17 protein-coding genes are annotated in these 21,747 nt (G+C 47.5%); 15 read left to right on the plus strand and 2 right to left on the minus strand.

Annotated elements, in window-relative coordinates:
• Positions 1-59 precede the first annotated feature (59 nt).
• The 5 genes from AC50YO_RS18760 (at position 60) to guaA (ending at position 7,957) form a co-directional block, all read left to right on the plus strand.
• The gene (locus AC50YO_RS18760; protein WP_494849619.1) at positions 60-1,340 is read left to right on the plus strand and encodes a polysaccharide deacetylase family protein; all 1,281 of its coding nucleotides are present in this window, start codon (positions 60-62) and stop codon (positions 1,338-1,340) included.
• 112 nt (positions 1,341-1,452) lie between these two features.
• Positions 1,453-2,469, plus strand: coding sequence for an AAA family ATPase (locus AC50YO_RS18765; RefSeq protein WP_494849620.1), 1,017 nt, complete (start codon positions 1,453-1,455; stop codon positions 2,467-2,469).
• The gene (locus AC50YO_RS18770; RefSeq protein ID WP_494849621.1) at positions 2,466-3,956 is read left to right on the plus strand and encodes a DUF58 domain-containing protein; all 1,491 of its coding nucleotides are present in this window, start codon (positions 2,466-2,468) and stop codon (positions 3,954-3,956) included. Before AC50YO_RS18765 ends, AC50YO_RS18770 begins: the two co-directional genes overlap by 4 nt.
• A complete protein-coding gene (locus tag AC50YO_RS18775; protein ID WP_494849623.1) occupies positions 3,943-6,300 on the plus strand; it encodes a DUF4129 domain-containing transglutaminase family protein in 2,358 nt (785 codons plus the stop codon). The genes AC50YO_RS18770 and AC50YO_RS18775 overlap by 14 nt, the downstream gene beginning before the upstream one ends.
• Positions 6,301-6,418: 118 nt before the next feature.
• Positions 6,419-7,957, plus strand: a complete 1,539-nt coding sequence (gene guaA / locus AC50YO_RS18780) for a glutamine-hydrolyzing GMP synthase (RefSeq protein WP_494849624.1) — start codon at positions 6,419-6,421, stop codon at positions 7,955-7,957.
• A gap of 371 nt (positions 7,958-8,328) precedes the next feature.
• Here guaA and AC50YO_RS18785 read toward each other — a convergent pair whose 3' ends face one another.
• Positions 8,329-9,129 (minus strand): SDR family NAD(P)-dependent oxidoreductase, encoded by an 801-nt coding sequence (locus AC50YO_RS18785; protein ID WP_494849625.1) that lies wholly within the window; start codon positions 9,127-9,129, stop codon positions 8,329-8,331.
• Between the two features lie 472 nt (positions 9,130-9,601).
• Between AC50YO_RS18785 and AC50YO_RS18790 the strand changes: the two genes are divergently transcribed.
• Entirely contained in the window at positions 9,602-10,195 is a 594-nt protein-coding gene (locus AC50YO_RS18790) for a hypothetical protein (protein WP_494849627.1), read from the plus strand.
• Between the two features lie 840 nt (positions 10,196-11,035).
• Here AC50YO_RS18790 and AC50YO_RS18795 read toward each other — a convergent pair.
• Positions 11,036-12,766, minus strand: a complete 1,731-nt coding sequence (locus AC50YO_RS18795; protein WP_494849629.1) for an Eco57I restriction-modification methylase domain-containing protein — start codon at positions 12,764-12,766, stop codon at positions 11,036-11,038.
• A 135-nt stretch (positions 12,767-12,901) separates the two neighbouring features.
• On the opposite strand from AC50YO_RS18795, the gene AC50YO_RS18800 reads away from it, so the two are divergent.
• The 9 genes from AC50YO_RS18800 (at position 12,902) to AC50YO_RS18840 (ending at position 21,743) form a co-directional block, all read left to right on the plus strand.
• Positions 12,902-13,147, plus strand: coding sequence for a helix-turn-helix domain-containing protein (locus AC50YO_RS18800; protein ID WP_494849630.1), 246 nt, complete (start codon positions 12,902-12,904; stop codon positions 13,145-13,147).
• A 12-nt stretch (positions 13,148-13,159) separates the two neighbouring features.
• Positions 13,160-14,209, plus strand: coding sequence for a restriction endonuclease (locus AC50YO_RS18805; protein ID WP_494849631.1), 1,050 nt, complete (start codon positions 13,160-13,162; stop codon positions 14,207-14,209).
• A 69-nt stretch (positions 14,210-14,278) separates the two neighbouring features.
• Entirely contained in the window at positions 14,279-15,151 is an 873-nt protein-coding gene (locus AC50YO_RS18810) for a helix-turn-helix domain-containing protein (protein ID WP_494849632.1), read from the plus strand.
• A gap of 126 nt (positions 15,152-15,277) precedes the next feature.
• Positions 15,278-16,252 carry an N-acetylglucosamine kinase gene (locus tag AC50YO_RS18815; protein ID WP_494849634.1) on the plus strand — a complete coding sequence of 325 codons (975 nt, stop codon included), beginning with the start codon at positions 15,278-15,280 and terminating at the stop codon, positions 16,250-16,252.
• A 135-nt stretch (positions 16,253-16,387) separates the two neighbouring features.
• Positions 16,388-16,564 carry a hypothetical protein gene (locus tag AC50YO_RS18820; protein WP_494849637.1) on the plus strand — a complete coding sequence of 59 codons (177 nt, stop codon included), beginning with the start codon at positions 16,388-16,390 and terminating at the stop codon, positions 16,562-16,564.
• Positions 16,565-16,680: 116 nt separating this feature from the next.
• Positions 16,681-17,997 carry a 6-phospho-beta-glucosidase gene (locus AC50YO_RS18825; protein ID WP_494849640.1) on the plus strand — a complete coding sequence of 439 codons (1,317 nt, stop codon included), beginning with the start codon at positions 16,681-16,683 and terminating at the stop codon, positions 17,995-17,997.
• A 128-nt stretch (positions 17,998-18,125) separates the two neighbouring features.
• Positions 18,126-19,019: a hypothetical protein gene (locus AC50YO_RS18830; protein ID WP_494849644.1), complete on the plus strand. Its 894-nt coding sequence runs from the start codon at positions 18,126-18,128 to the stop codon at positions 19,017-19,019.
• Positions 19,020-19,108: 89 nt separating this feature from the next.
• A complete protein-coding gene (locus AC50YO_RS18835; protein WP_494849646.1) occupies positions 19,109-20,335 on the plus strand; it encodes an ROK family transcriptional regulator in 1,227 nt (408 codons plus the stop codon).
• 133 nt (positions 20,336-20,468) lie between these two features.
• Entirely contained in the window at positions 20,469-21,743 is a 1,275-nt protein-coding gene (locus AC50YO_RS18840; protein ID WP_494849649.1) for an ABC transporter substrate-binding protein, read from the plus strand.
• Positions 21,744-21,747: the final 4 nt, after the last annotated feature.

Raw genomic sequence — 21,747 nt, forward strand, 5'->3', positions numbered from 1 at the left:
CGATGCTCATATACTCTATCAGAAGAAATTCGTAGGCAGGGGAAGGGTGGCGTAATCAGATGCGACGTATGCTAAAGACGATGATATGTATGAGTTTGTTATGGTTAGGGACAGCAGGAATAATTGGAATAGATAGCTCGGTGAGTACAGGGACGTATAAAGCGGAGGGGTTAAAGGCAACGAGCTATATTCGGACAAATGTGGCTGAGGCATCGGTCCATCAGAAGAGTAGGACGCTGCTATTGAGCCCGGTTGCAGCTGTTATACCTAGAGCGGGTAAGTTTTCTGCGCAGAAGCAAGAGCCGCAGGTACAGGTAGAGAAGCAAGAAGGCCCGACCGTTTACTTGACCTTTGATGATGGTCCCAGCCTTCGTACGAAGGAAGTTCTGGCGATTCTGAAGAAGGAGAGTGTGGTTGGCACTTTTTTTGTATTAGGCAAGCATGTGGTGGAGAACCCTGCTATAGCAAGGCAGATTGTTGAGGAAGGGCATGGAATTGGCAATCATACGTATAATCATGTCTACAAGGAACTATACAACGGTTTCGGAGAGTTTGCGAAGCAAATAATAGATACGGATGAAGCGATCTATAAAGCTACAGGGATAAGGACGAGGCTGGTTCGTGCTCCGGGAGGAACCTATAGCAATTTCGACAAAGGTTATTTCGATGCGCTCCAAGGAGCGGGGTACATTGTACATGATTGGAATGTCGACAGCGGCGATTCCAAGCGCAAGGGGGTTCCTGCGGCAGAGATCATCTCTACGGTCAAAGGCTCAAAGCTGCTCGACAAAAATGTTGTGCTGATGCATGACAGCTTGAACCATGGGGAATCGGTCAAAGCGCTTCCGGCAATCATCGCTTACTACAAGGAAAAGGGCTATTCATTCGGCGTCTTGACCAATGAGGTAGAGCCTGTGCATTTTAAGGTTGCGGACAAGCTGAAGTGGAGCAGGACGCAGCTTAGTGAACAAGAAGCAAGTATGTTAAAGCAGTATATTCAGACCAAGCAGCCGGACTTAATTGTACATACGGAAAATAAGGAGATTGTATTTGCTCAAGGAGATTACAAAATGGAAAAGGGAATCATGAGCGTATCCTTGGCTGAATTGGCAATAGCGCTGGGCGGGCGTGTCGAATGGGATTTGGAGAAGGGGAGCGCTGAAGTATACACAGCCCAAGGGCTTGTATTCAAGACGCTGCTGCCAGAAGGGAGTCATGGACTGATCAAGTCCAAGCGCGTGATGGTGCCTATTCGCACGACGCTGCCGTATTTTGGCATGGAAATAAGTAATTATTCATTCAACGATATAAGCAATGAGATTTGGACAAAGAAGAAATAGAGAAATTGAAAGATTAGACACGCAAAGACATTCTAGCAGGTCTAAATGAGGCTCAAGCTGGCGAGACTGGAAGATAGAATAGATTTTATTTTCCAGGGGGTCGAATGATTCGATGATATCGCCAAAGTTCGCTGATACGGCAAAGCAGGAGGATAAGCATTGGCCCGAGCTGCCGCAGGTGCTGCTGCATCGGCTTATTCATAGAGTAGAAGCTGTATTGCTAGGCAAAAGAGAGACGGTGAAGCAGATGCTGACCGCTCTGCTCGCCGGAGGGCATGTATTGCTTGAGGATGTTCCCGGTGTGGGAAAAACGCTACTGGCTAAAGGGTGCGCTCGTGCGCTTGGCGGGGAATTCAAACGGATCCAGTTCACCTCAGATATGCTGCCTGCGGATGTAGTAGGCGGGGCGATATGGGACAGCCGCAGCGGCGAGCTAGTCTATCGGCCAGGGCCGATTATGGCGAATATCGTATTGGCTGATGAGATTAATCGAACATCCTCTCGCACGCAATCTGCGTTGCTGGAAGCAATGGAAGAACGGCATATTAGTGTCGAAGGGGAGACGCGCAAGCTGCCTGAGCCGTTCATGCTCATCGCGACGCAAAATCCTATGAGCTGCGAAGGAACGAATAGATTGCCGGAGGCTCAGATGGATCGATTCATGATGCGATTGTCGATCGGCTATCCAGCTCAGCAGGACGAAATAAGGATGCTGGATCAGTATGCCTCGGGCCAGCGTCTGGACCCGCAGCAGCTTCGGGCTGTACTGATGCCGGAGGAATGGATGCGGATGCAGCAAGAGGCGCTGCGGGCGCATGTCCATCCGGGACTCTTGGAATACATCGTTAAGGTGGCAGACGCTACCCGCCGGGAGCCAGAGCTTGCCTTAGGTCTAAGCCCCCGAGCCGGAAGGGATTGGCTGCGCGCTTCGCAGGCAAGAGCCTATATGGAGGGCAGGGGTTATGTGCTGCCCGATGATTTGTTGGCTACGGGAGAGGCGGTACTGCTGCATCGGTTGGATGCGTACGCTGGCATGTCGATGCGTGGAAGCACTGCTGCTGAGGTGCTGGCTAGGCTGATTAGGGCAACGCCAATGCCTTCTTTTGTCGTGAATGAGAGGTCCCGATGAAGGCGGAGCGGGATAGAAGCAGTTTGCCTATCAGCTATGTGGATGCTGGCTTCGTCGGTGGTCAGAGAGATTATGCTTCTTCACCGATTCCGGATAGGGCGGCAAGTGCGAATTCCGAGGGAACAGGTTTTGGCAGTGAGACAGACAAGGAGGGAGCTGCAGCCGTCTATCGGACAAGATGGGGGGTGTGGTTCATCATCCTTGCCGCTTGGTCTGTCAGCTTGGCCGCATCTATAATGCGCGGCGGGTCGATAGAAATCTTTTTGCTAGCTATGCTCAGTCTGATTATGGTTGTATCTGTTCTATGCCCTGTGCTGGCAGCTCGCGGATTGGAAGCAAGCCGTCATATGGCGGTCAGGCAAGTGAGAGACGGAGGCGAAGCGGTCGTCCGTCTTTATATTACCCGCTCTTCATACCTGCCATTCGTATGGCTGGCTATTAAGGATGAGCTAGTGAATGTAACTTCTGTATCGGCTGGGAGGATAGGCTATCGTTTTATAGCTACCCCTCTATTCCGCAAAGAAGTAATCGTAGAATATACCTTATTGGGTCTCAGGCGGGGAGAGCATCATTTCAGCGAATTGACGATTACGGTCGGTGATTGGCTTGGTCTGACAGCTATTAAGCGTACCTTGGTATGTTCGGGTGAGCTTTTATCGCTGCCTAGTCTGCCGGGGGCAGCAAGCAGGCGCGAAGCAGTGAAGGGCGGAGCAGTCACGCTGCAAGAAGATGCAGGGCACTCGAATCGAGTCCTCACAGCGACAACGGAGGCAGGCGAAATCGGCTTTGGCAGCTCTGAGCTGCTTATGGGTCAATCAGGAGTAGGACCTGACAGCCGTCCCTATCGCGAAGGCGATTCCTTACGGCATATGAACTGGAGAATGGCAGCAAGAGGACAAGGGCTCCATACGAAGCATCACCTGCTGGAGCAGCCTGTTGAGCTTGTCGTTGTTGTGGATACAGCAGCAAGCTCCTACGGGAAAGATGAGCGATTGTTCGATGCTTGTACGGGCTGGGCGTCGTATGCGATTGAACGAATGATTGCAAGCGGAGGGGAGATTACCCTTATCGCTTCTCAGAGTACGGATAGCTCTGGAACAGAATTGGGTGCAGCAGAGAGCGGACAACGAGGCGGGAAGACAGCAGTAGAGAAGCTGGCTCGGCTTAAGCTGATTAAGAATCATATGCCGATTGACACCGTCAAGCTGGCTATGGATGGTATTCAGGCGCGTGGAATGATACATGGCTTTTCCGGAGATTGGCGCAGTGCTCAAAGCTGGGGGAAGCTGGCGGCGTACGCGGCTAGCCGAGGCTATCAGGTCGTGCTTCATCTTGTTACTAGGCAAACGGTATTGTCCTATGCCATGCGTGAGCAACAGCGCTGGCTGGAAGAGAACGGCGTTCAGGTCCATTGGCTTGCTTTCCCAGAGCAGATGAACAACCAACCTCACGCGGTGAGAGGGGGCGGATCGTATGCTGCCGAGTAATGGGGAAGAACGCTCGCTAGGCTACCGCTTGCTGACGAGTATGCTGTTATTTTGTCTGCTGGCAGAGTGGCTGATGCCATGGGCGCATGCTGGCAGCGGCGACTTCCTTCGTCCGTTGGTTCCGCTGCTGGTCATTATGGGCTGCGTTTTGGGGGCGGGCTTATTCCGACCAGCATGGTATGTATCAATGCTTCTTAATGGCGGGCTATGCATGCTCGGGCTGATGTGGCTATTCAAGGGCTCGGAGGTGGGGGCTGTGCAGTGGCTATTGGCTTTTCCCGAGCGATTATGGGCAGATATTATGCAGCTGTTCACCCTTGGGCTATGGACGATGTCAGGTGAGCTGCAGACGCTCCTGCTGTTCATTGGGCTTGCTATGCTCGCTCCTGCTCTGCAAGCGCTTATCTGGATGCGGCAGCTGGCGCTTGGGCTAGCTGCTGTTACAGCAGCTTATTTATTGCTGCTTCATGTATGGCTCGGGATGGATATCTTGAATGGCTTGCTGCGGACAGCAGCTGCAGGATTATTGCTTGGTGCGCTAGTGGCACTGGCACGAGTCGAGCGGGTGCATGGCGGTACACAAGAAAAAGGCGATGGCATCAATGGAAGCTGGGTGGCGGCTTCTATGTTCATCATGCTGATATGCATTGGAGCGGGAATTCTTCTTGCTGGCGGCAGACCGTCCCATTTGGCCCCTGCGGCTTGGACGGCTGCGATAACGGAGCGATTAGAGCAATCGCTTTTGTCTCTCGGCAGCAATAACAGGATGACTTCGCTCAATCTGGGTGGAGAAAGAACGGTGGCTCGTACAGGTTACGGATTCGAGGACAGCGAGCTTGGGGCTTCTCTGAAGCAGGATGAGGCTCTTATCTTCACCGCTCAGACTCCAGTCAGAACCTACTGGCGCGGAGAAGCTAAGAGCATGTATGACGGCAGAGGCTGGTCCATGGGCTGGAACAGCAAGACCCTGCATTCGGTTGCGAGCGACGATACAGCAGCTATGCTGACAGACATACAGCGCTCTGAGGAGAATGATGCTGATGTGGTGCAAAGTGTGCGCTTGAATCAAATCCAGGCAGGCCTTCCGCTATTCGCGGCTGCTCCTCAAGGGGTGGTAACGGAGCTATTCGCAGCTGATCCGAGGCAGAAGCTGAATACGTATATAAAGAACGATACGACAGGAGCCTTATATGCCTCAACGCTTGCTGTAAAAGTAGAGCAATATACGATTCGAAGCGTATTGCCGGAGATGGATGAGAATAAGCTGAGGCTTGCAGATATGCTTGCCCCAGATGCGGAAAGCGAGATCTATTTGCAGCTCCCCGCATCACTGCCAAGCCGAGTCGAAGCTCTTGCCGCAGAAGTAGCAGGAGGAGGCTTAACCAGTCGCTACGATCAGGTGAAGGCTGTGGAGAGCTTCTTGCAGAGCAGCTACAGCTATACGCTGCAGGAGAGCGCTATTCCTCCAAAAGGTGCAGATTTCGTCGATGACTTTTTATTCGAGCAGAAAAAAGGCTATTGCGTTCATTTTTCCTCTGCGATGGTCATCATGCTGCGGACGCAAGGAATACCCGCGAGATGGGTTAAAGGCTTTGCTCCCGGCACTAAGGTGGCTTCGAATGAAGGCGGGAATGCAGACTCGAATAAAGAAGGGAATGCAGAGCTGTTCACGTATGAGGTGCGGGCGAAGGACGCTCATGCTTGGGTAGAGGTCTACTTCCCCGGCATTGGCTGGGTGCCATTCGATCCGACGCCAGGTTATGGCGGAGCAGCGGCGGAAGCTGGCATGGGAGGTGCGGCAGCAGCCAGCAATGGCTCTGCTGCTGCAATTAGCGCCAGCGCAGTGGTGACACAGCCGCAGCCTGCAGTCTGGCAGCGCATGGCGGCTCTGGCAGCTGCCGGAGCGAAGGCAGCTGCTATGGGCGCGGCAGAGGCAAGCCCTGCCGCGATCGGCATCGCTGGCGCCGCTGTGCTGGCGCTGGCGGCGGTCTGCGTCGCAGCCGCGCAGCAGCAACGGCTGCGGCTCGCGCTGGCGCTGCGCCGCTATGGCGCAGCGTATGCCGCGCTGGATACTCGCGCGGCGCAGGTGCAGTTCGCGGCGATATCCGCCGCGATGTGGCAATTGCTGGGCCGCCGCGTAAGCGTGCGGCCGCCGCAGCAGACCGCGCGCGAATACGCCGATGCCTTGGCGGCATCGCTGCCGCCAGCGCGCGCGGAGGCATTGCGGCAGTTCGTCGAATGGGACGACGCCGCAAGATTCGGGCAGCGAGAGGCGTGGCAGCCTCCCGAGCCCGGCGAGCTTGCCGCTGCCGCTCAGAAGCTTCGCGGCAGCAGCAAATCTTGAATAAAATGGAACGGCAGGGACTGGAGTTCCTGCCGTTTGTTAGACTTCGTCGCTTACGCCTTGACTCGCTCGAAGAGCTATATATATAATTACTACATTAATTGAGGGAGGCTCGGTAATGAACAAGCCAAATGAAATCATCGTTGTTCTGGACTTCGGAGGACAATATAACCAACTAATCGCCCGCCGTATTCGTGATTTGGGCGTATATAGTGAACTGCTGCCATACAACACTTCGGTGGAGCGGATTCGCGAATTGCAGCCGAGAGGCATTATTTTCTCGGGAGGACCTGCTAGTGTGTATGAAGAAAAATCTCCGCTTGTAGATCCGGCTATTTATGATCTTGGAATTCCTATATTCGGTATTTGCTACGGCATGCAAATGATGTCGTACCAATTGCAAGGTAAAGTTGAACGCGCAGGCAAGCGTGAGTATGGCAAGGCAGAGGTGGACTTTACTGCAGGCAGCCATCTGACTGAAGGTCTGGAGTCCCGCCAAACGGTATGGATGAGCCACAGCGATCTTGTTGTTGAGCTTCCTGAAGGCTTCCAGATCGATGCGAGCACAGAGCATGCGCCAATCGCAGCGATCAGCCACCCTGAACGTAAGCTGTTCGCCGTGCAATTCCACCCAGAAGTGCGCCACTCTGTCTATGGCAACGAAATGATACGCAACTTCCTCTACAATATTTGCGGCTGTGAGGGCAACTGGTCGATGGAAACGTTCATCGAGGATGCTATCCGTGATATTCGTGAGCAAGTTGGCGACAAGAAAGTATTATGTGCTTTGTCTGGCGGCGTAGATTCCTCCGTCGTAGCTATGCTGATCCACAAAGCGATTGGCGATCAGCTCACTTGTATGTTTATTGACCATGGCTTGCTGCGTCAAGACGAAGCAGAGAGCGTAATGGAGACCTTTGTCGGCAAATTCGATATGAAGGTACTCAAAATCGATGCGAAGGAGCGTTTCCTCGGCAAGCTGAAGGGCGTAGACGATCCTGAGCAAAAACGTAAAATCATCGGCAACGAATTTATCTATGTATTCCAAGAGGAATCGGATAAGCTTGATGATTTTGAATTCTTGGCACAAGGTACTTTGTACACGGATATCGTCGAGAGCGGTACTGCTACAGCACAGACGATCAAGTCCCATCATAATGTCGGCGGCTTGCCGGAGGACATTAAGTTCAAGCTTGTTGAGCCTCTCAAAGCATTGTTCAAGGATGAGGTTCGTAAAGTCGGTGAAGAATGCGGCTTGCCTGAAGCCATTGTATGGCGTCAGCCATTCCCAGGTCCAGGTCTAGCGATCCGCGTATTGGGCGAAGTAACAGAGGACAAGCTGAAGATCGTTCGTGAATCGGATGCTATTCTTCGTGATGAGATTGCCAAAGCTGGCCTTGATCGAGAAATTTGGCAGTACTTTACTGCGCTTCCGAACATGAAGAGCGTAGGCGTAATGGGCGATGCTCGTACTTACTCTTACACAGTAGGTATCCGTGCAGTAACGTCCATTGACGGCATGACAGCGGATTGGGCACGTATTCCTTGGGATGTGCTTGAGAAAATCTCGGTTCGTATCGTTAACGAAGTAGACAACGTTAACCGTATCGTCTATGACGTGACTTCGAAGCCGCCAGCAACAATTGAGTGGGAATAGGCTGGATAATTGAATGTCAACAATTGTGCGGGAGCCTTGATCTATAAGGGCTTCCGGCGTTGATGGGATTCGTATATGCAGCAATGAAGCAATACAGTTCATAAAAGCTACTCTCTTTTATTTGCGTATTAGTCGCAAATGGAAGGGAGTTTTTTTATGGCCAAGTTCAAAGAGTGAAGGATAGAATCGGCTCAAATCTTAGGCAGAGAGCAAGCATACTGATGCTTGTTATGATATAGGCGGGGGGCTATACGCTAATTTAAACTAGCGGCATAAAAGATATAGGGGATAAATAGTTATTTAAATTAATAATACCAGATGCAGGACAATAAAAAATTGCCCTGCATCTGGTATTAAGAAGAGTGAAAAGCTTAGTTTTGACGATCGCGTACATATTTCATGATAGCGCCAGCACCAGCACGAACAAGCACCCCGCCATCACAATTAATTTCTTGTCCAGTAATATATCTGCCATCATCGGATACAAGGAATGCTACTAATGCTGCGATATCCTCTGGCTCACCTATAGCTGGCAGCAGGTTTCCTTCTTCCATTAATTCCATTAGCTCTTTAGAGAATTTTCTTCTCGTTGCAGGCGTTAAAATAAGGCCTGGCAAAATGGAGTTGCAGCGAATGTTATCTTTTCCGTGTTGAGTAGCGATAGAGCGTGTTAGAGACATTAAGCCAGCTTTTGAGGCAGAATAAGCAGTGCGCTCATAGTCTCCTACTTTACCATTTGCTGAAGCGGTATTAATAACGGTGCCTCCGCCAACTTTTATCATTTCAGGGATTGCATATTTACAGCCCAGCATCGGACCACGCAGGTTGATGGCCATCACCCGATCCCACATCTCTACATCCATATCTGGGACTTCTTTATCATCAATTGGACCCCATGCTGCATTGTTATGAAGGATATCCAATCTGCCATAAGTTTTTACTGCTGTTTCAATCAATTCTTTTACTTCAGCTTCTACGGATACATCTACTTTTACAGCGATGGCTTGTCCGCCGTCTGCGGCAATATCTGCAGCAACTTGCTGTGCAGCCTCGTAGTTAACATCCGCAACAACTACCGAAGCGCCATCTTCCACCAAACGAAGTACGGTTCCTAATCCAATACCAGAAGCTCCTCCAGTAACAATTGCTACTTTACCTTCTAATTTCTTCATATGCATGCTCCCTTTGGTTACCCTTTAAAAAAGGTTTTTCTTGTTGCTATTTAATATTAACATACTGATTTTTATTTTTAAAGTTTTCGCTATTTTCGCAATTTCCGCAAATAAACTCTCAATTTATATTTATTTAAATACAATTACTTGAATATATATTTATAAGAATAGTAATTTCGATGCTAGTGAATAGAAAGCTAGAGGTGTTAAAAATTCTCTGATAAAAATGATTTGAACAATTGCAGCTGGGATTTTTAATGTTTTTTGGCTCCAAAGGGAAGCTAAAGGACGTTTATTGTAAAAGAATAGATAAATGGGGAAGCCTTTTTTTCAAGGCACGCAGTAAAAATCGACCAAATTACATATTTTTGGTAGAATTGGAGGTGGAGAGAAGGCATATACAATAACCTGCAGGAGTAAATACGGATAAATTAAATAGAAGATTAAATTATAGGAGGCTGTTAAATTGCTCTTGAAAAAAAGAATTTTTTTGACATCGCTAGTCTTGGCTGTAATCCTTGCTGCAGCAGCTTATTATTATTTTGCCATTTATAATTCCGTTCATGTCGCATTTGGAATATCGGAGTATAAGGGGTATCGCACGGCACAAGATCTATTCGGAGGTGCTGAGTTGGTTGTCATCGGAACTCCTATTAAAAAGTATGAGGATCGTAAGCTGCATTTCAAGAAATTTTCTACGGGTGTGATTGGGGATGTTGCCACTTTTACAGAGATTAAGGTGGAGAAGGTATTAAAAGGACCGATAGGGGATGCTCTTAATCTTACAGTGATTGAGCCTGTCGGTGACATACAGACTATAAAGGGGAAAGTCAGAATGGCAGGCGACGGATATACTGCAATGAAAAAAGGCAGTAGATACGTCATATTTATGCGTAAAAACACGTTTGGCCAATATAGTATCATTAATATGCAAGCCGGTAAATTCAATTTGGACGGAACTGATCCCGATGACGCTGTTGCAGGAGAATTAAATAAGGCGCCTATATTCAGAGAGCTTAAAACGAATTACTCGGAGGAGTTAGAGTTAGGCACAGATTGGGAATAAGTTGGGGGAAGTGACATGCTGCTTGTGGATGAGTGTAGTCGCAGCCGCGTAGAAGAAGTAATTGAACACCTTATACAAGAGGGCGATCTTGAACGAATATTTGATAAATGCGATGATCTAGATGAATAATCTAATTATCGAGAGAGAACAAAGGTGGAAAAAAGTAAGGTATACATCTCACACTACTTTCAAAATACCGATAGCAAAAAAGTGGCTTTTCCAAAAGTAAGTCTGCTCACCTGATGAAAAAGTTTGCTTAATGGAAATTAGGTGGAAATTAAAGAGATGGCGATACCAGGGAGGTTATCCCTGCACCGCCATCTCTGCTTTTTGGTCTATTGCTGCAAATGGTGGGCGAGCGAAAGCTACCCGAATTCAAAATTCACTATTTTCCGTTCAGATCTGCACATTGTAGCTAGGCTTAAGTGGACCATTAAGCATGACACCATCTTTCATTCATGAAAGATGGTGTCAGGATCGCTCATCCAGCAGTTGTTTCAATCGCCGTCCTGAAAAAAGTCTCCAAAGGCAGGCTCCCAAGTTAGTGAAGGAATGTCATGTACAAATTAATGAATACATTTGCTCTATCTCACTGCTTAGACAGGTGAAAAGGAGCAACAGTGAAGCTATGTTCATTAGTGGAGAAGGTCGGTTTCCGACTACTGAATATAGCCGACTTTATCTCCGATCTGCCCCCAGATTAAGCCTGTTTTTACGAAAATGGATTCATAGAATAAGGTAAGCTCCTCATACGTGCCATCTGTAGCGTAAGGGTAGAGCTCCGAGAGGTTTAGGAGCTTTACCCAATAGAAGCATCCTCATGTTCTTTTCTTTTAGGACTCACAGCATCTCTATCTCAAAAGCAGCAGCGATCTCTTCTTCAATCTTTCCTTCTAACTCTTTAATTTCATCAGCATTCCTTGTGCCAGAAGTAATTTCTTTTACGTAGTGAACGACTTTTTTAGAATGGATGTTATCCGGATCTGGTAATAAATAATGCTTCACATATTGCGTCAGGTAGCGTTTGCGGCCGGAGTAGAGGACATTCTGGAATTCAATTTCATGGTATCTGTTCATTATTGCGGAGTTTCCGATTGCAGCTGCCAGATATAATAAGTCGATCTGAGTGTCATCCTTTAAGGATAACCAGTAGCAATTGCCATCCACCATGTAACCGTTCAGATCGACAGCGAATTTGGAAGTCGGGCTAATATCAGGGAAAACGACCTTCGGCTTGCTAAGCGCAAGCGGGTCCTGAGGAACCCATATTTCATACCATTGCCGGTTCGCTTGCTGAATGTAGCTTCTTCCTTCTAATCGCTCACGATTAGCGTTCAAATAATTAGAAGCCCTTGGATAGTCCTTCAGGTCGATTGCGATTTTCTTCCCGTTAAGGTCCTTGTGGGTATATAAAATCTTCAGCTCCAAATCATGGCCGAATGACCATCTCGCTGCATGATCGGATGAGATCAATGGATAGATTAAACCATCCTCTGGAATCTGAGCCTCCGGAAGATCATCCCACTTCTTTCTAATAAAGACGGCGTCTGCCGTTGTCTTGATCCCGACCCGTACCTTGAACACTTCATCAAAGGTATGCTTGGCATTCGCTTTTAATTGATCAGCCCACGCTTTATCTTCCATGGAAGCCATAACCCATAAGTCCTTAGGATCTTCGGGGGTACTCAAGTACCCAATGGTAACTTTATAAAGCTTGCCGTCAGATTCGAATAATCCGCTGCTTTCTTGTTCCAGTATTTCAAAAATAGAAGAGGCGCTCGTAAAGCCCTCTTTATCAGCTAGTTTCTTCGTATGCTCGTATATACGCGTGAACTTCACCGATTTATTGTCGCATTGCTCGCCTGCGCTTTTTTTCCTGCCTATGAATATAGCCGGCAATACAGCCGCATTGAATAATTTGGTATCCCCCAAGTCAATTACTTCTAAAATCTCATAGCTGTCATTCAAAAATTGACGAATATCCTTGCCGCCCGCAGTCGTTAAATAGCGATTGGAGGTAATGACACAGATCAAGCCGTTTTCCTTCAAATGCTTAGTCATCGCCACCAGAAAAACTTGGTATAGATCAACCCTGCCTTTCAGCTTGAATTTGCTCCCTAATTCCTGTGATCTATCAGCTCCCATCACTTGTGTACGGACATACGGCGGGTTAGCAATAATTAAATCCACAGGTTTTAGGATACCTTCTTCAAAAAGACCGCCCTCATTTTTCACACTAAACAAGTCATGGCTCTCTTCCTGTTGGAATAACTCCAGATAGTCCTGATTGAATAAATGGGCATCCGCATGCTCGCTTAGATAATCAGTTGCAATCGAGATAGCAGAAGCATTCGTATCTATGCCAATCAAATCTATTTCTTGATTCATTAGCTGAGAGGTTACGGCCTTTAACAACTCACCATCGCCGCAGGAGGGATCTAATACGGATAGCCTGCCTTGGAAATGCTGGGGCAGCGCGTTATAGTGAAAGGCCAGCTTTCGTGCCATATAGGTGGAAAGATCATTCGAAGTATAATGAGATCCCGTTTTCTTAATGGATAAAGAATTCATGAAGCACCTCTAAACTAATTATTTGTTCCATAAAACAGGATAAGATACTTAAAATCATCTAAATGATACTTATAATATGCAAAATGATACTTATAATAGGTGGAAAAGTCTGTGTTTACATAACATAATTATAGCATGGATAATACGAGAAAACATTATGAAGAAGAAAGAAAACAGGATGAAGAGTTCTTGAAAAGCATGGGTCTAAAAGTGAGAAAGTACCGAAGGGAAAAGGATTGGTCGCAAGAAGCATTAGGTCGGCTCGCGAATTTGGATCGCACATACATTGGCGGCATAGAAAGGGGCGAAAGAAACATTACGGTTTCGAAATTGAAGAAACTGGCCGATGTATTGGAAGTTTCAATCTCAGATTTACTATAGGGGGAATCCAGGATGGATACGGCAATGGCATATCAAATCAGAAGCAACGCAATTGAAAAAGAGCTAACGATATACGATGTAATTGAAGTCGGTGATCCGAATTATTGGCTGCCTTCAGAGGAATTGGAGTTTCTGTTATCCGAGCAGCTTGTTGGCCTCGATCTGGAAGGGCTGGCATTGAAGACGCGCTCTAAAGTTGTGAAACAAAAAGTATGCGAAGCATTGGGCTGCCTCGTTCCCAAATCGTTTAAGAAAACGCAGCCGCGGTTTCTCAGTCAAAATTTCGATATCTACACGCAAAAATCAAATAACCTGCAAATTTGGAATGAGGAGATTGCCCCTTCGCGGCGGTATGTCTTGATTCGTATATCCGAAGAGGATGTAATCACAAAGGTTAAGGTTGTAACTGGCGATACCATCGCGGAATTGGATAAGACGGGGAAGCTGACACAGAAGTTTCAAGCAAGCTATAGGAAGCCACAGGCTGTGGCGGCTGAGCAATTAAGCGAATGGGACACCGCACATTTGGCGGATATCCTGTCAGGCAATGACGAATTATCAGGTGATGAAGATCCTACAGATTATCCAGCAGCAGCAGCTCTCCTGCCGATTGCTTCCCTGTTCGATAAGCTGAAAAATCTTGTAGGAGAGAGAATTCCATATCTGGGTGCACTGCAAGAACGCAATCGAGGCGGCGTTCTTCATAAAATGGTGTGCGAAGCGCTCGGGTATCGTTACTTCAAGGATGACGGGAAGTTCCCGGATGTTAAGCATCAATTGCTGGAAGTGAAGCTGCAGACCTCACATACTGTTGACCTAGGCTTATTCTTGCCAAGCGATACTTCCTACTTGGACTTACCTCAATTAAATGGGGAAAATGTACGGATGTGCGATGTCAGGTATGCGATTTTCTACGGTGCTGTCACAGGGGATGAAATAGAGCTTACTCATTTCTATCTCGTTACAGGCGAAGACTTCTTCGATCACTTCCGGCAATTCGAGGGCAGAAAGATCAATCGCAAGCTTCAAATCCCTTTAGTTAATGAGTTTTGGGAAGAGTAGCAAATAGACATTAGCTGTCGAAATTCTGCTATAATCTGAACTATATCAGCATGAAGGAGGAATTCATTTATGAATCTGTTGTCGAAGCAGCATCCTTCTATAAGTCGTGATCATATTGAACTTCCTCATACGTTTCCGCTTCTTATTACCCAGACGGAGGGAGTCAGTCAGTCCTTTCAAAGGCTGCACTGGCACACCGCTCTTGAGATCAATTATATTTGCAAGGGAAGCGGACATTATTTAATTAACGGCAATCGGTACCACTTTCAGGAGGGGGATATCGTCCTCATTAACTCCAATGATCTTCACCGCGCTTTTGAATCGGAGGATACCGGCCTCGTTATGTTAATTATTATGTTTGATCCGTCTTACTTGGCGATTGAGCAGCGTTATGATACCGGCCTGCTCGTTCCTTTCCGCGAGATGGGGATACGGTTTGATAATCTGCTGGACCGCAGCCATCCGATGATCTCCCGCCTGAGAACGATTATTCAGGAAATGGACTCGGAATATAAGGCGAAGGAATACCATTTTGAGGCGGTTGTGCGAGCACAGCTGATTCAGCTGCTTGTGTTTGTTAATCGTTATTTTGCGAAAAATAATGAGAGCGGTATGATCCAAGCCAGAGGAATGGAGAAAATACGTAATGTGCTCCATCAGATTGAGGCGGATATTGGCCATCCGTGGACGTTACGAATGCTGGCTGATGCAGCCCATCTTAGCCCGTCCCGGTTCAGTGCGTTATTCGTCCAGACGGTCGGGACCTCGCCTATGGATTATTTGATTCAACTGCGTCTATCGCATGCAATCAATCTATTAGAATCAACAGACAAGAAGATTATTGATGTGTCTTCGGAATGCGGATTCCGTAACTTATCTAACTTTAATCGACTGTTCAAGCAGCATGTTGGGAAAATGCCATCAGAGCTTCGGACGAAATAAAACAATAAGATTGTATTACAACATCGTTCTTTATCATTAGAAGAGCGATGTTTTTTATTTTAGAATGAAAGTAAGGTTAAGCGGGATTTCGATCTTACGCTTTTCTACCATACATTGATTAGGAGCGTGAACCCGATTATTTTTCTGGGAATCGATGCCGGAGGAAGCAAGACACATGCTTTGCTTACGGATGAGACAGGACGCGTGCTCGGTAGAGGGCATGGAGGCAATGGCAATCATCAGACAGCACCTAAGACAGCAAAAGACAGTATCGACGATGCTTGTTCGCAGGCGCTGCGGGAAGCTGGGGCAACGAAGGGGGATGTATCATTCGCTTATTTCGGACTAGCTGGTGCGGATCGTGAGCCGGATTTCAAGATTCTCAGGCCTATGATCGCTTCGCTTGGCTATGAACGGCATGCAATTGCTTGTGATACGATGATCGGGATGCGTGCAGGCACGAATCAATCTTATGGAGCGGTTATTATTAGCGGGACCGGCTTCAACAGTGCTGCTCGTAATGCGCAAGGCGAAGAGCTTCAATATGGCGGATTCGGCTACTTGTTCGGAGATGGCCATGGCTCAGGAACGGATATGGCGATTCATGCATTCCGCAGCGCAGTACGCAGCTGGGAAGGCCGCGAGCTGCCAACGGTGCTGACAGAGCTTGTTCCGCGTGAGCTTGGTTATGGCTCGGTACAAGAAATGTATGATGATATGCTGGACAATGGGAAGCGTCCTCCGATCACACTTTCCAAGATTATGTTCGCAGCAGCAGAACAAGGAGATGCAGTGGCAATCCGCATTCTGGAGGAAGCAGGCCGTGAGCATGCGAATTCGGTTAATGCGCTGATTAAGCGTCTGGGTATGGAGCAAGACAGCTTCGATGTTGTCTTGACGGGCAGTGTCCTCTCTAGAGGCAGTTCCCCGCACATGGTGAATGCGATCCAGCAAGCGGTTGTAGAGGTATCACCGAATGCCCGCATTGCCAAGCTGACGGTAGATCCGGTAGTTGGCGCCGTGATGAGCGCTATGGATAACAGCGGCATCACTATTGATGCGGCGACCGATGCAACGCTGAGAAAAATTACGTTCGACTAATTATTCAAGGTTTCCTTTTTAAATATAGCTTTTCATGCATTGATATATCTTCGTTGTTTTAGTTTTCTGCTCTTTTCTTAATTGCGGTTGATTGGTATTACGGTTTATCGGTATTAGCTGGTGGTAGCGGAGAGGATGAATTGTCGTGGAGAAGCGCAGCGTTCGCCTTTGCCCCTTAATTTTCACCGTGAGCAGCGGTTTAATCAAAAAATTAAGGGGCAACAGCGATCGGAAGGACAATTCATCCTCGCAGCGGCAGTTTACCAGCTCAGGGATTTTCACCGTGAGCAGCGGTATAATCCAAAAAATTAAGGGGCAACAGCGATCGGAAGGACAATCCATCCTCGCAGCGGCAGTTTACCAGCCAAGGGTTTACCATGTATGTATTAGGGCGTTAAATTAAATAAAATCTCAGGAGGTCCAAACAAATGACAGAGCAAAAACAAGGATTGAAAATTGCCGTAATTGGCGGCGGTTCATCGTACACACCAGAGATCGTCGAAGGCTTTATTAATAAATATAACGAGATGCCAATTCGTGAGCTATGGCTCGTTGACATTGAGGAAGGCCGCCACAAGCTGGAGATCGTAGGAGAACTGGCTAAACGCATGGTCGAGAAATCCGGATTGCCGATTGATGTCCATCTGACGCTTAACCGTCGCGAGGCTATTGCTGGCGCAGACTTCATCACTACACAGATGCGTGTTGGCTTGCTCGAAGCAAGACGTCGCGATGAGCATATTCCAATCTCCCATGGCGTGATCGGCCAAGAGACGACAGGTCCCGGCGGGATGCTGAAGGCTTTGCGTACAGTTCCTGTTATTCTGGATATTTGTAAAGACATTGAGGAGCTTGCTCCGAATGCATGGATGCTTAACTTCACGAATCCAGCCGGTATCGTAACGGAAGCTGTACAGAAGCACAGCAAGGTTAAGACAGTAGGCCTATGTAATTCGCCGATCAACTTCCAGAAGTTCCTGGCGAAGCAGTACGGCGTTACTGAGCGTGAAGCACTGCCTGAATTCGTGGGCATCAACCACTTGCACTGGGTTACCGCTGCTTATGTGAATGGGGAAGACAAACTGCAAGAGATGATTAATGGCGGTAAAGACTACACAGCGAAGAACGTTACGGCATTCGACTGGGATGCAGACTTCCTGACCTCGCTGGGTGCGATTCCGACTTACTACCTGCGTTATTTCTACATGGAAGACAAGATGTTCGCCGAAATGAAGCAATCCATGGAGAAAAACGGTACGCGTGCAGAGGTGGTTAGCCGTGTAGAAGAAGAATTGTTCGAGCTCTACAAGGACGTGAACCTAACAGAGAAGCCGAAGCAGCTTGAGCAACGCGGCGGCGCTTACTATTCCGAGGCGGCTGTTAACCTGATGCATTCCCTCTATACGGACAAGCGTGATATCCAAGCTTTGAACGTTAGAAACGGCGGCATCTTTGACTTCCTGCCGGAAGATGCAAGCATTGAAGTGAACTGTGTAGTTACGGCGCAAGGACCAATTCCGCTTCCTCCGCAAAATGTTCCATCGCAGATCAAAGGCTTGCTTCATGCTGTAAAAACGTATGAGGAACTGACTATCGAAGCAGCGATTACAGGCGATCGGGGCATTGCGCTGCAAGCGATGGCTCACCATCCGCTTGTCCATAGCCTTGAGGTTGCCAAAACGCTGCTAGACGAAATGCTGGAAGCAAATAAAAAATATTTGCCGAACTTTTTTCCACAGCAATAATCGTCAGCAGTAATAATTCTTATACCTGATTGAGAACGGGAGGGGGGAGATCATCCCTTCCCGTTCTTAGTGTTGTTTCCCAATCACTAGCTTCCAGTTATTATTCATAGAATAGAGGGGGAAAACAGATGAATGTGCTCTTGGCCGCTGGCGCTATTCTAATGTTCATCATTCAGACGCTAGCTCTGAAGCAGGCCCGCAGTGTGGGCGCAAGTGAGGGAATGCATGCCTATTTCAAGCTTAGCTCGGCGTATACGGCGATTATTGCTGTTGGTTTTTCAATCCCATGGCTGATGGCAGACGTGACGGCTATCCATACGGCTACGCTTATCCTTGGGGCATTGTATGGAATTGTATTTGTACTGACCGTATTGTTCTATTCCTTCGCGATGAATACAGGGCCGTTGTCCTATTCGGCTTTTTATTTCTCGGCAAGCTTACTGCTGCCGGTAGTTGCAAGTGTTGTTCTTTGGCAGGAGCCTATGACGCTCATGAAATTTCTCGGCCTTGCTTGTTTTATTACCTCCTTCTATTTCATCAACGTCTATGGGAATAAGGGGCAAGGAGCAGCAGGCACGAAATGGCTGATTTATTGTCTTCTTGCTTTCATTTGCAATGGTACTTTGCCTATTATTATGAAGTGGCAGCAGATTTCACTAGAAGGGCAGGAGTTAATCCCTTTTATGGCGATCGGCTTCGGTTCAGCATGGTTATATTCGATTATTGGTGTCCTTCTGACAGGTGGATTCAAGAAACAAAACAAGCCATTCACTGGAGCGCGGCAGCTTCGAATATTGGCGCTGTGCATTATTGGGATAGCAGGATCAACCGGAATCGGGAATGCGATCATGACCTATTTGTCAGGGCGTATGTCAGGCCTGCATTTATTCCCGCTCGTTAATGGAAGTATGATCGTGCTTCTAACGCTTCTCTCTGCTGTTTTATTCAAGGAACAATTGTCACGCGGAGGCATTATCGGTATCGCAATAGGCCTGCTGGCTATTGTATTCGTGAATATGTAGATATTAGTTGTTGACAAATGAATACGAAGATCTTATTCTTTAATTAAGTTTCTTAATTAATTAAGAGTCGTGAGAAGAGAGGTTGTCGTTTGTCCAAAGTATCGGCGAAGCAAAAGCATGTAAGAATCATGAATCAGAATTTAATAATAGATGCGATTAGAAGTCATGAAAGCGCTACGAGAAGTGAATTATCTAAGCTGTTGAAGCTTAGCGTTCCGAGCGTATGCACGAATGTGGACCAGTTGGTTGATCGAGGTATTGTAAGAGAAACCGAGGATGATTCCACAGGCGTGGGGAGAAAAGCTAGCCGCTTGCGGTTGAACGAGAAATTTGGCTACATCATTTCTGTTGATCTAAGCAACCCATGTATTACGGTAGCTATTGCTGACCTGAAGCCGGAGATTATCCAAGAGGTTAAATTCGATATTGAGCAATACGAGATCAGCCAATTAATGGAGCTGCTAATAAGTAAGATTGATGAGCTGCTTGTTGCAAGCCGTGTGCAGTTGAATCAATTGCTTGCCATCTCGATTTCTGTACCTGGTCAAGTAGATAACGAGCTTGGCATCGTAAAGTGCGAATCTTATCTGAAGCCGCTGGATACAGTGAATTTCAGAGAGCCGCTTCATGAGAGGTTCGGTGTTAGGGTATTAGTCCAGAAGGATATCAATGCGGCAGTCATAGGCGAGATTAACTTCGGGGCCGCACAAGGGCATGATAATGCTATATTTGTAAGCGCAGACGTAGGCGTAGGCCTTGGCATTATGCTCGGTGGGAAGCTGTATCCTGGCAGCTTCCACGCTGCTGGAGAAATAGCGGGCTTCATCATGAATGCAGAGCAAGAGGCTGAGGAAAGAGCGGAACACCAGCCTGGAAGCTCTCGTCTGCAGGATTTGGTTACAGTAGGAGCATTGGTTAGGTCGATCAAAACCGAGTTGGAAGCCGGGGGCGACAGCATTCTCCTGAAGGAAGTGGATGGAGATATTGCTAGGATAGATTTTAATACGATTATCAAGGCGACATTAGAGGGCGATTCCCTCAGCATAAGGCATGTTAAGCGCTGTGCAAAAATTATGGCGGCCTTTACCGCGAATATGCTGTATTTGCTCGACTTGGATACCGTTATATTAGGAGGGGGCTTCGTTACTCTTGGTTCGGCTTATACCGATACGCTAAGAGAGGAAGTGAAGCGATTGGGCTTCATCAAAACCTCTATCGTTGATACCGCGCTTAAGACCAAGGTTGTTTTGATAGGCGGGATCGCTATTGGACTGGAGACGATGTTCAGCGAGCTGCTGGAGGAGCAGGAGGCTTAATGGCCTTCTTCATAACTAATTCGTTAATAAACTTAACTAACTAAATGAATGAATGAAGGATTGTTCCTTGAACAGTTGACCTCTGACTCGTTCAAGTTTCAATAAATGATATGAACAGAAGGAGAGTTGAGCAATGAAGAAGAAGGCGGCGAGCAAGACATTGGTACTAGTAGTGGTCATGGTGTTATTCACAGCACTGATGACTGCCTGCGGGGGAGCCAAACAAGATGAGAACGGAAAGCCCGACAGCGATACAAAAGAGATAACGCTGCGGGTAGCAACATCGTTCGCTGGGTCTGATCCATGGGTTCCTGCTTGGACAGAAGCTATTAAGCAATTCCAAGCGGAGAACAAAGGCATTAAAATTACCGATGAGTCTACACCTGTCAATCAAGAGGCACTGCGCACAAAAGTGAAAGCGGATGCAGCAACAGGGAACTTGGCTGATGTTATGTTTTACTTCAACGGCAGCGAGACAGCTATTCTGACGGAGTCAGGGCAAATCGTTGCATGGGAAGAGGAATTCTCCAAAGATCCAGAGTGGGCGAAGCAATTCAATAGCGGAATTACAGAGAAGGTTAAATACGATGGCAAGCTCTATTCCCTGCCTTATATCGGATTCTATGAGGGCTTGTTCTGGAATAAAGAGCTGTTTGATCAATTCCAGCTGGAAGCGCCATCGACCTATGATGCTTTTATCAAAGCGATAGACACGTTCGCAGCTAACGATATCATTCCATTCGCGACGTCGCTTACAACCCCTTATCTGCAAGAGGCATTGGTGCTTTCACAGGTTGGTCCAGAAGGACAACAGAAGGCCTATGACCCATCATGGGCACCAGCTATTGCGATCTTCAAAGAATTGAGTGATAAGAAAGCGTTCCCAAAAGATGCGCTGACACTTGATGATGAAAAAGCGCAATCGTTGTTCGCAAGCGGAAAAGCAGGCATGATGTTCAATGGCTCATGGACAGCAGCTGGTCTTAGCTCCAATCCTGCTATTCAAATTACGCCATTCCCGCTCGTTCCAGGAGGCAAAGGCGAGAATATGATCGTATCCGGCTTTGGCTCAGGCTGGTATATGAAGAAGAATGAAGATCAGGCCAAATATAATGCGGCGTTAGCCTTCGTTAAATTTATGACTTCTCCAGAAACAGCTGGAAAATTTGCAGCAATAGGCGGAACTTATGCGGTTGATACAGAACAGTCCAGCAGCACTGCACAGCTATTGATTGACGGCAACAAAATGGTGAGCGAAGCCAAAGATTTCGTTATGCCGATTGATTCTTATGTAACTCGGGAATCGTACACCGAATTTTTGAAGGGCGTTGCTTATGTATCTGCAGGCAGAAAAACGCCTGAGGCTATTCTAAGTGAAGCGAAGAAATTAGACGACAAGAACAAGTAATTGT

This window comes from Paenibacillus sp. J22P59, from assembly GCF_059383895.1.

Coding starts and splice junctions, on each gene's coding strand:
- AC50YO_RS18820 (WP_494849637.1), top strand. CDS start 16,388: ATGAATTGTCGTGGAGAAGCGCAGCGTTCGCCTTTGCCCCTTAATTTT.
- AC50YO_RS18805 (WP_494849631.1), top strand. CDS start 13,160: ATGGATACGGCAATGGCATATCAAATCAGAAGCAACGCAATTGAAAAA.
- AC50YO_RS18795 (WP_494849629.1), bottom strand. CDS start 12,766: ATGAATTCTTTATCCATTAAGAAAACGGGATCTCATTATACTTCGAAT.
- AC50YO_RS18770 (WP_494849621.1), top strand. CDS start 2,466: ATGAAGGCGGAGCGGGATAGAAGCAGTTTGCCTATCAGCTATGTGGAT.
- AC50YO_RS18840 (WP_494849649.1), top strand. CDS start 20,469: ATGAAGAAGAAGGCGGCGAGCAAGACATTGGTACTAGTAGTGGTCATG.
- AC50YO_RS18775 (WP_494849623.1), top strand. CDS start 3,943: ATGCTGCCGAGTAATGGGGAAGAACGCTCGCTAGGCTACCGCTTGCTG.
- AC50YO_RS18785 (WP_494849625.1), bottom strand. CDS start 9,129: ATGAAGAAATTAGAAGGTAAAGTAGCAATTGTTACTGGAGGAGCTTCT.
- AC50YO_RS18760 (WP_494849619.1), top strand. CDS start 60: ATGCGACGTATGCTAAAGACGATGATATGTATGAGTTTGTTATGGTTA.
- guaA (WP_494849624.1), top strand. CDS start 6,419: ATGAACAAGCCAAATGAAATCATCGTTGTTCTGGACTTCGGAGGACAA.
- AC50YO_RS18765 (WP_494849620.1), top strand. CDS start 1,453: ATGATATCGCCAAAGTTCGCTGATACGGCAAAGCAGGAGGATAAGCAT.
- AC50YO_RS18810 (WP_494849632.1), top strand. CDS start 14,279: ATGAATCTGTTGTCGAAGCAGCATCCTTCTATAAGTCGTGATCATATT.
- AC50YO_RS18830 (WP_494849644.1), top strand. CDS start 18,126: ATGAATGTGCTCTTGGCCGCTGGCGCTATTCTAATGTTCATCATTCAG.
- AC50YO_RS18825 (WP_494849640.1), top strand. CDS start 16,681: ATGACAGAGCAAAAACAAGGATTGAAAATTGCCGTAATTGGCGGCGGT.
- AC50YO_RS18800 (WP_494849630.1), top strand. CDS start 12,902: ATGGATAATACGAGAAAACATTATGAAGAAGAAAGAAAACAGGATGAA.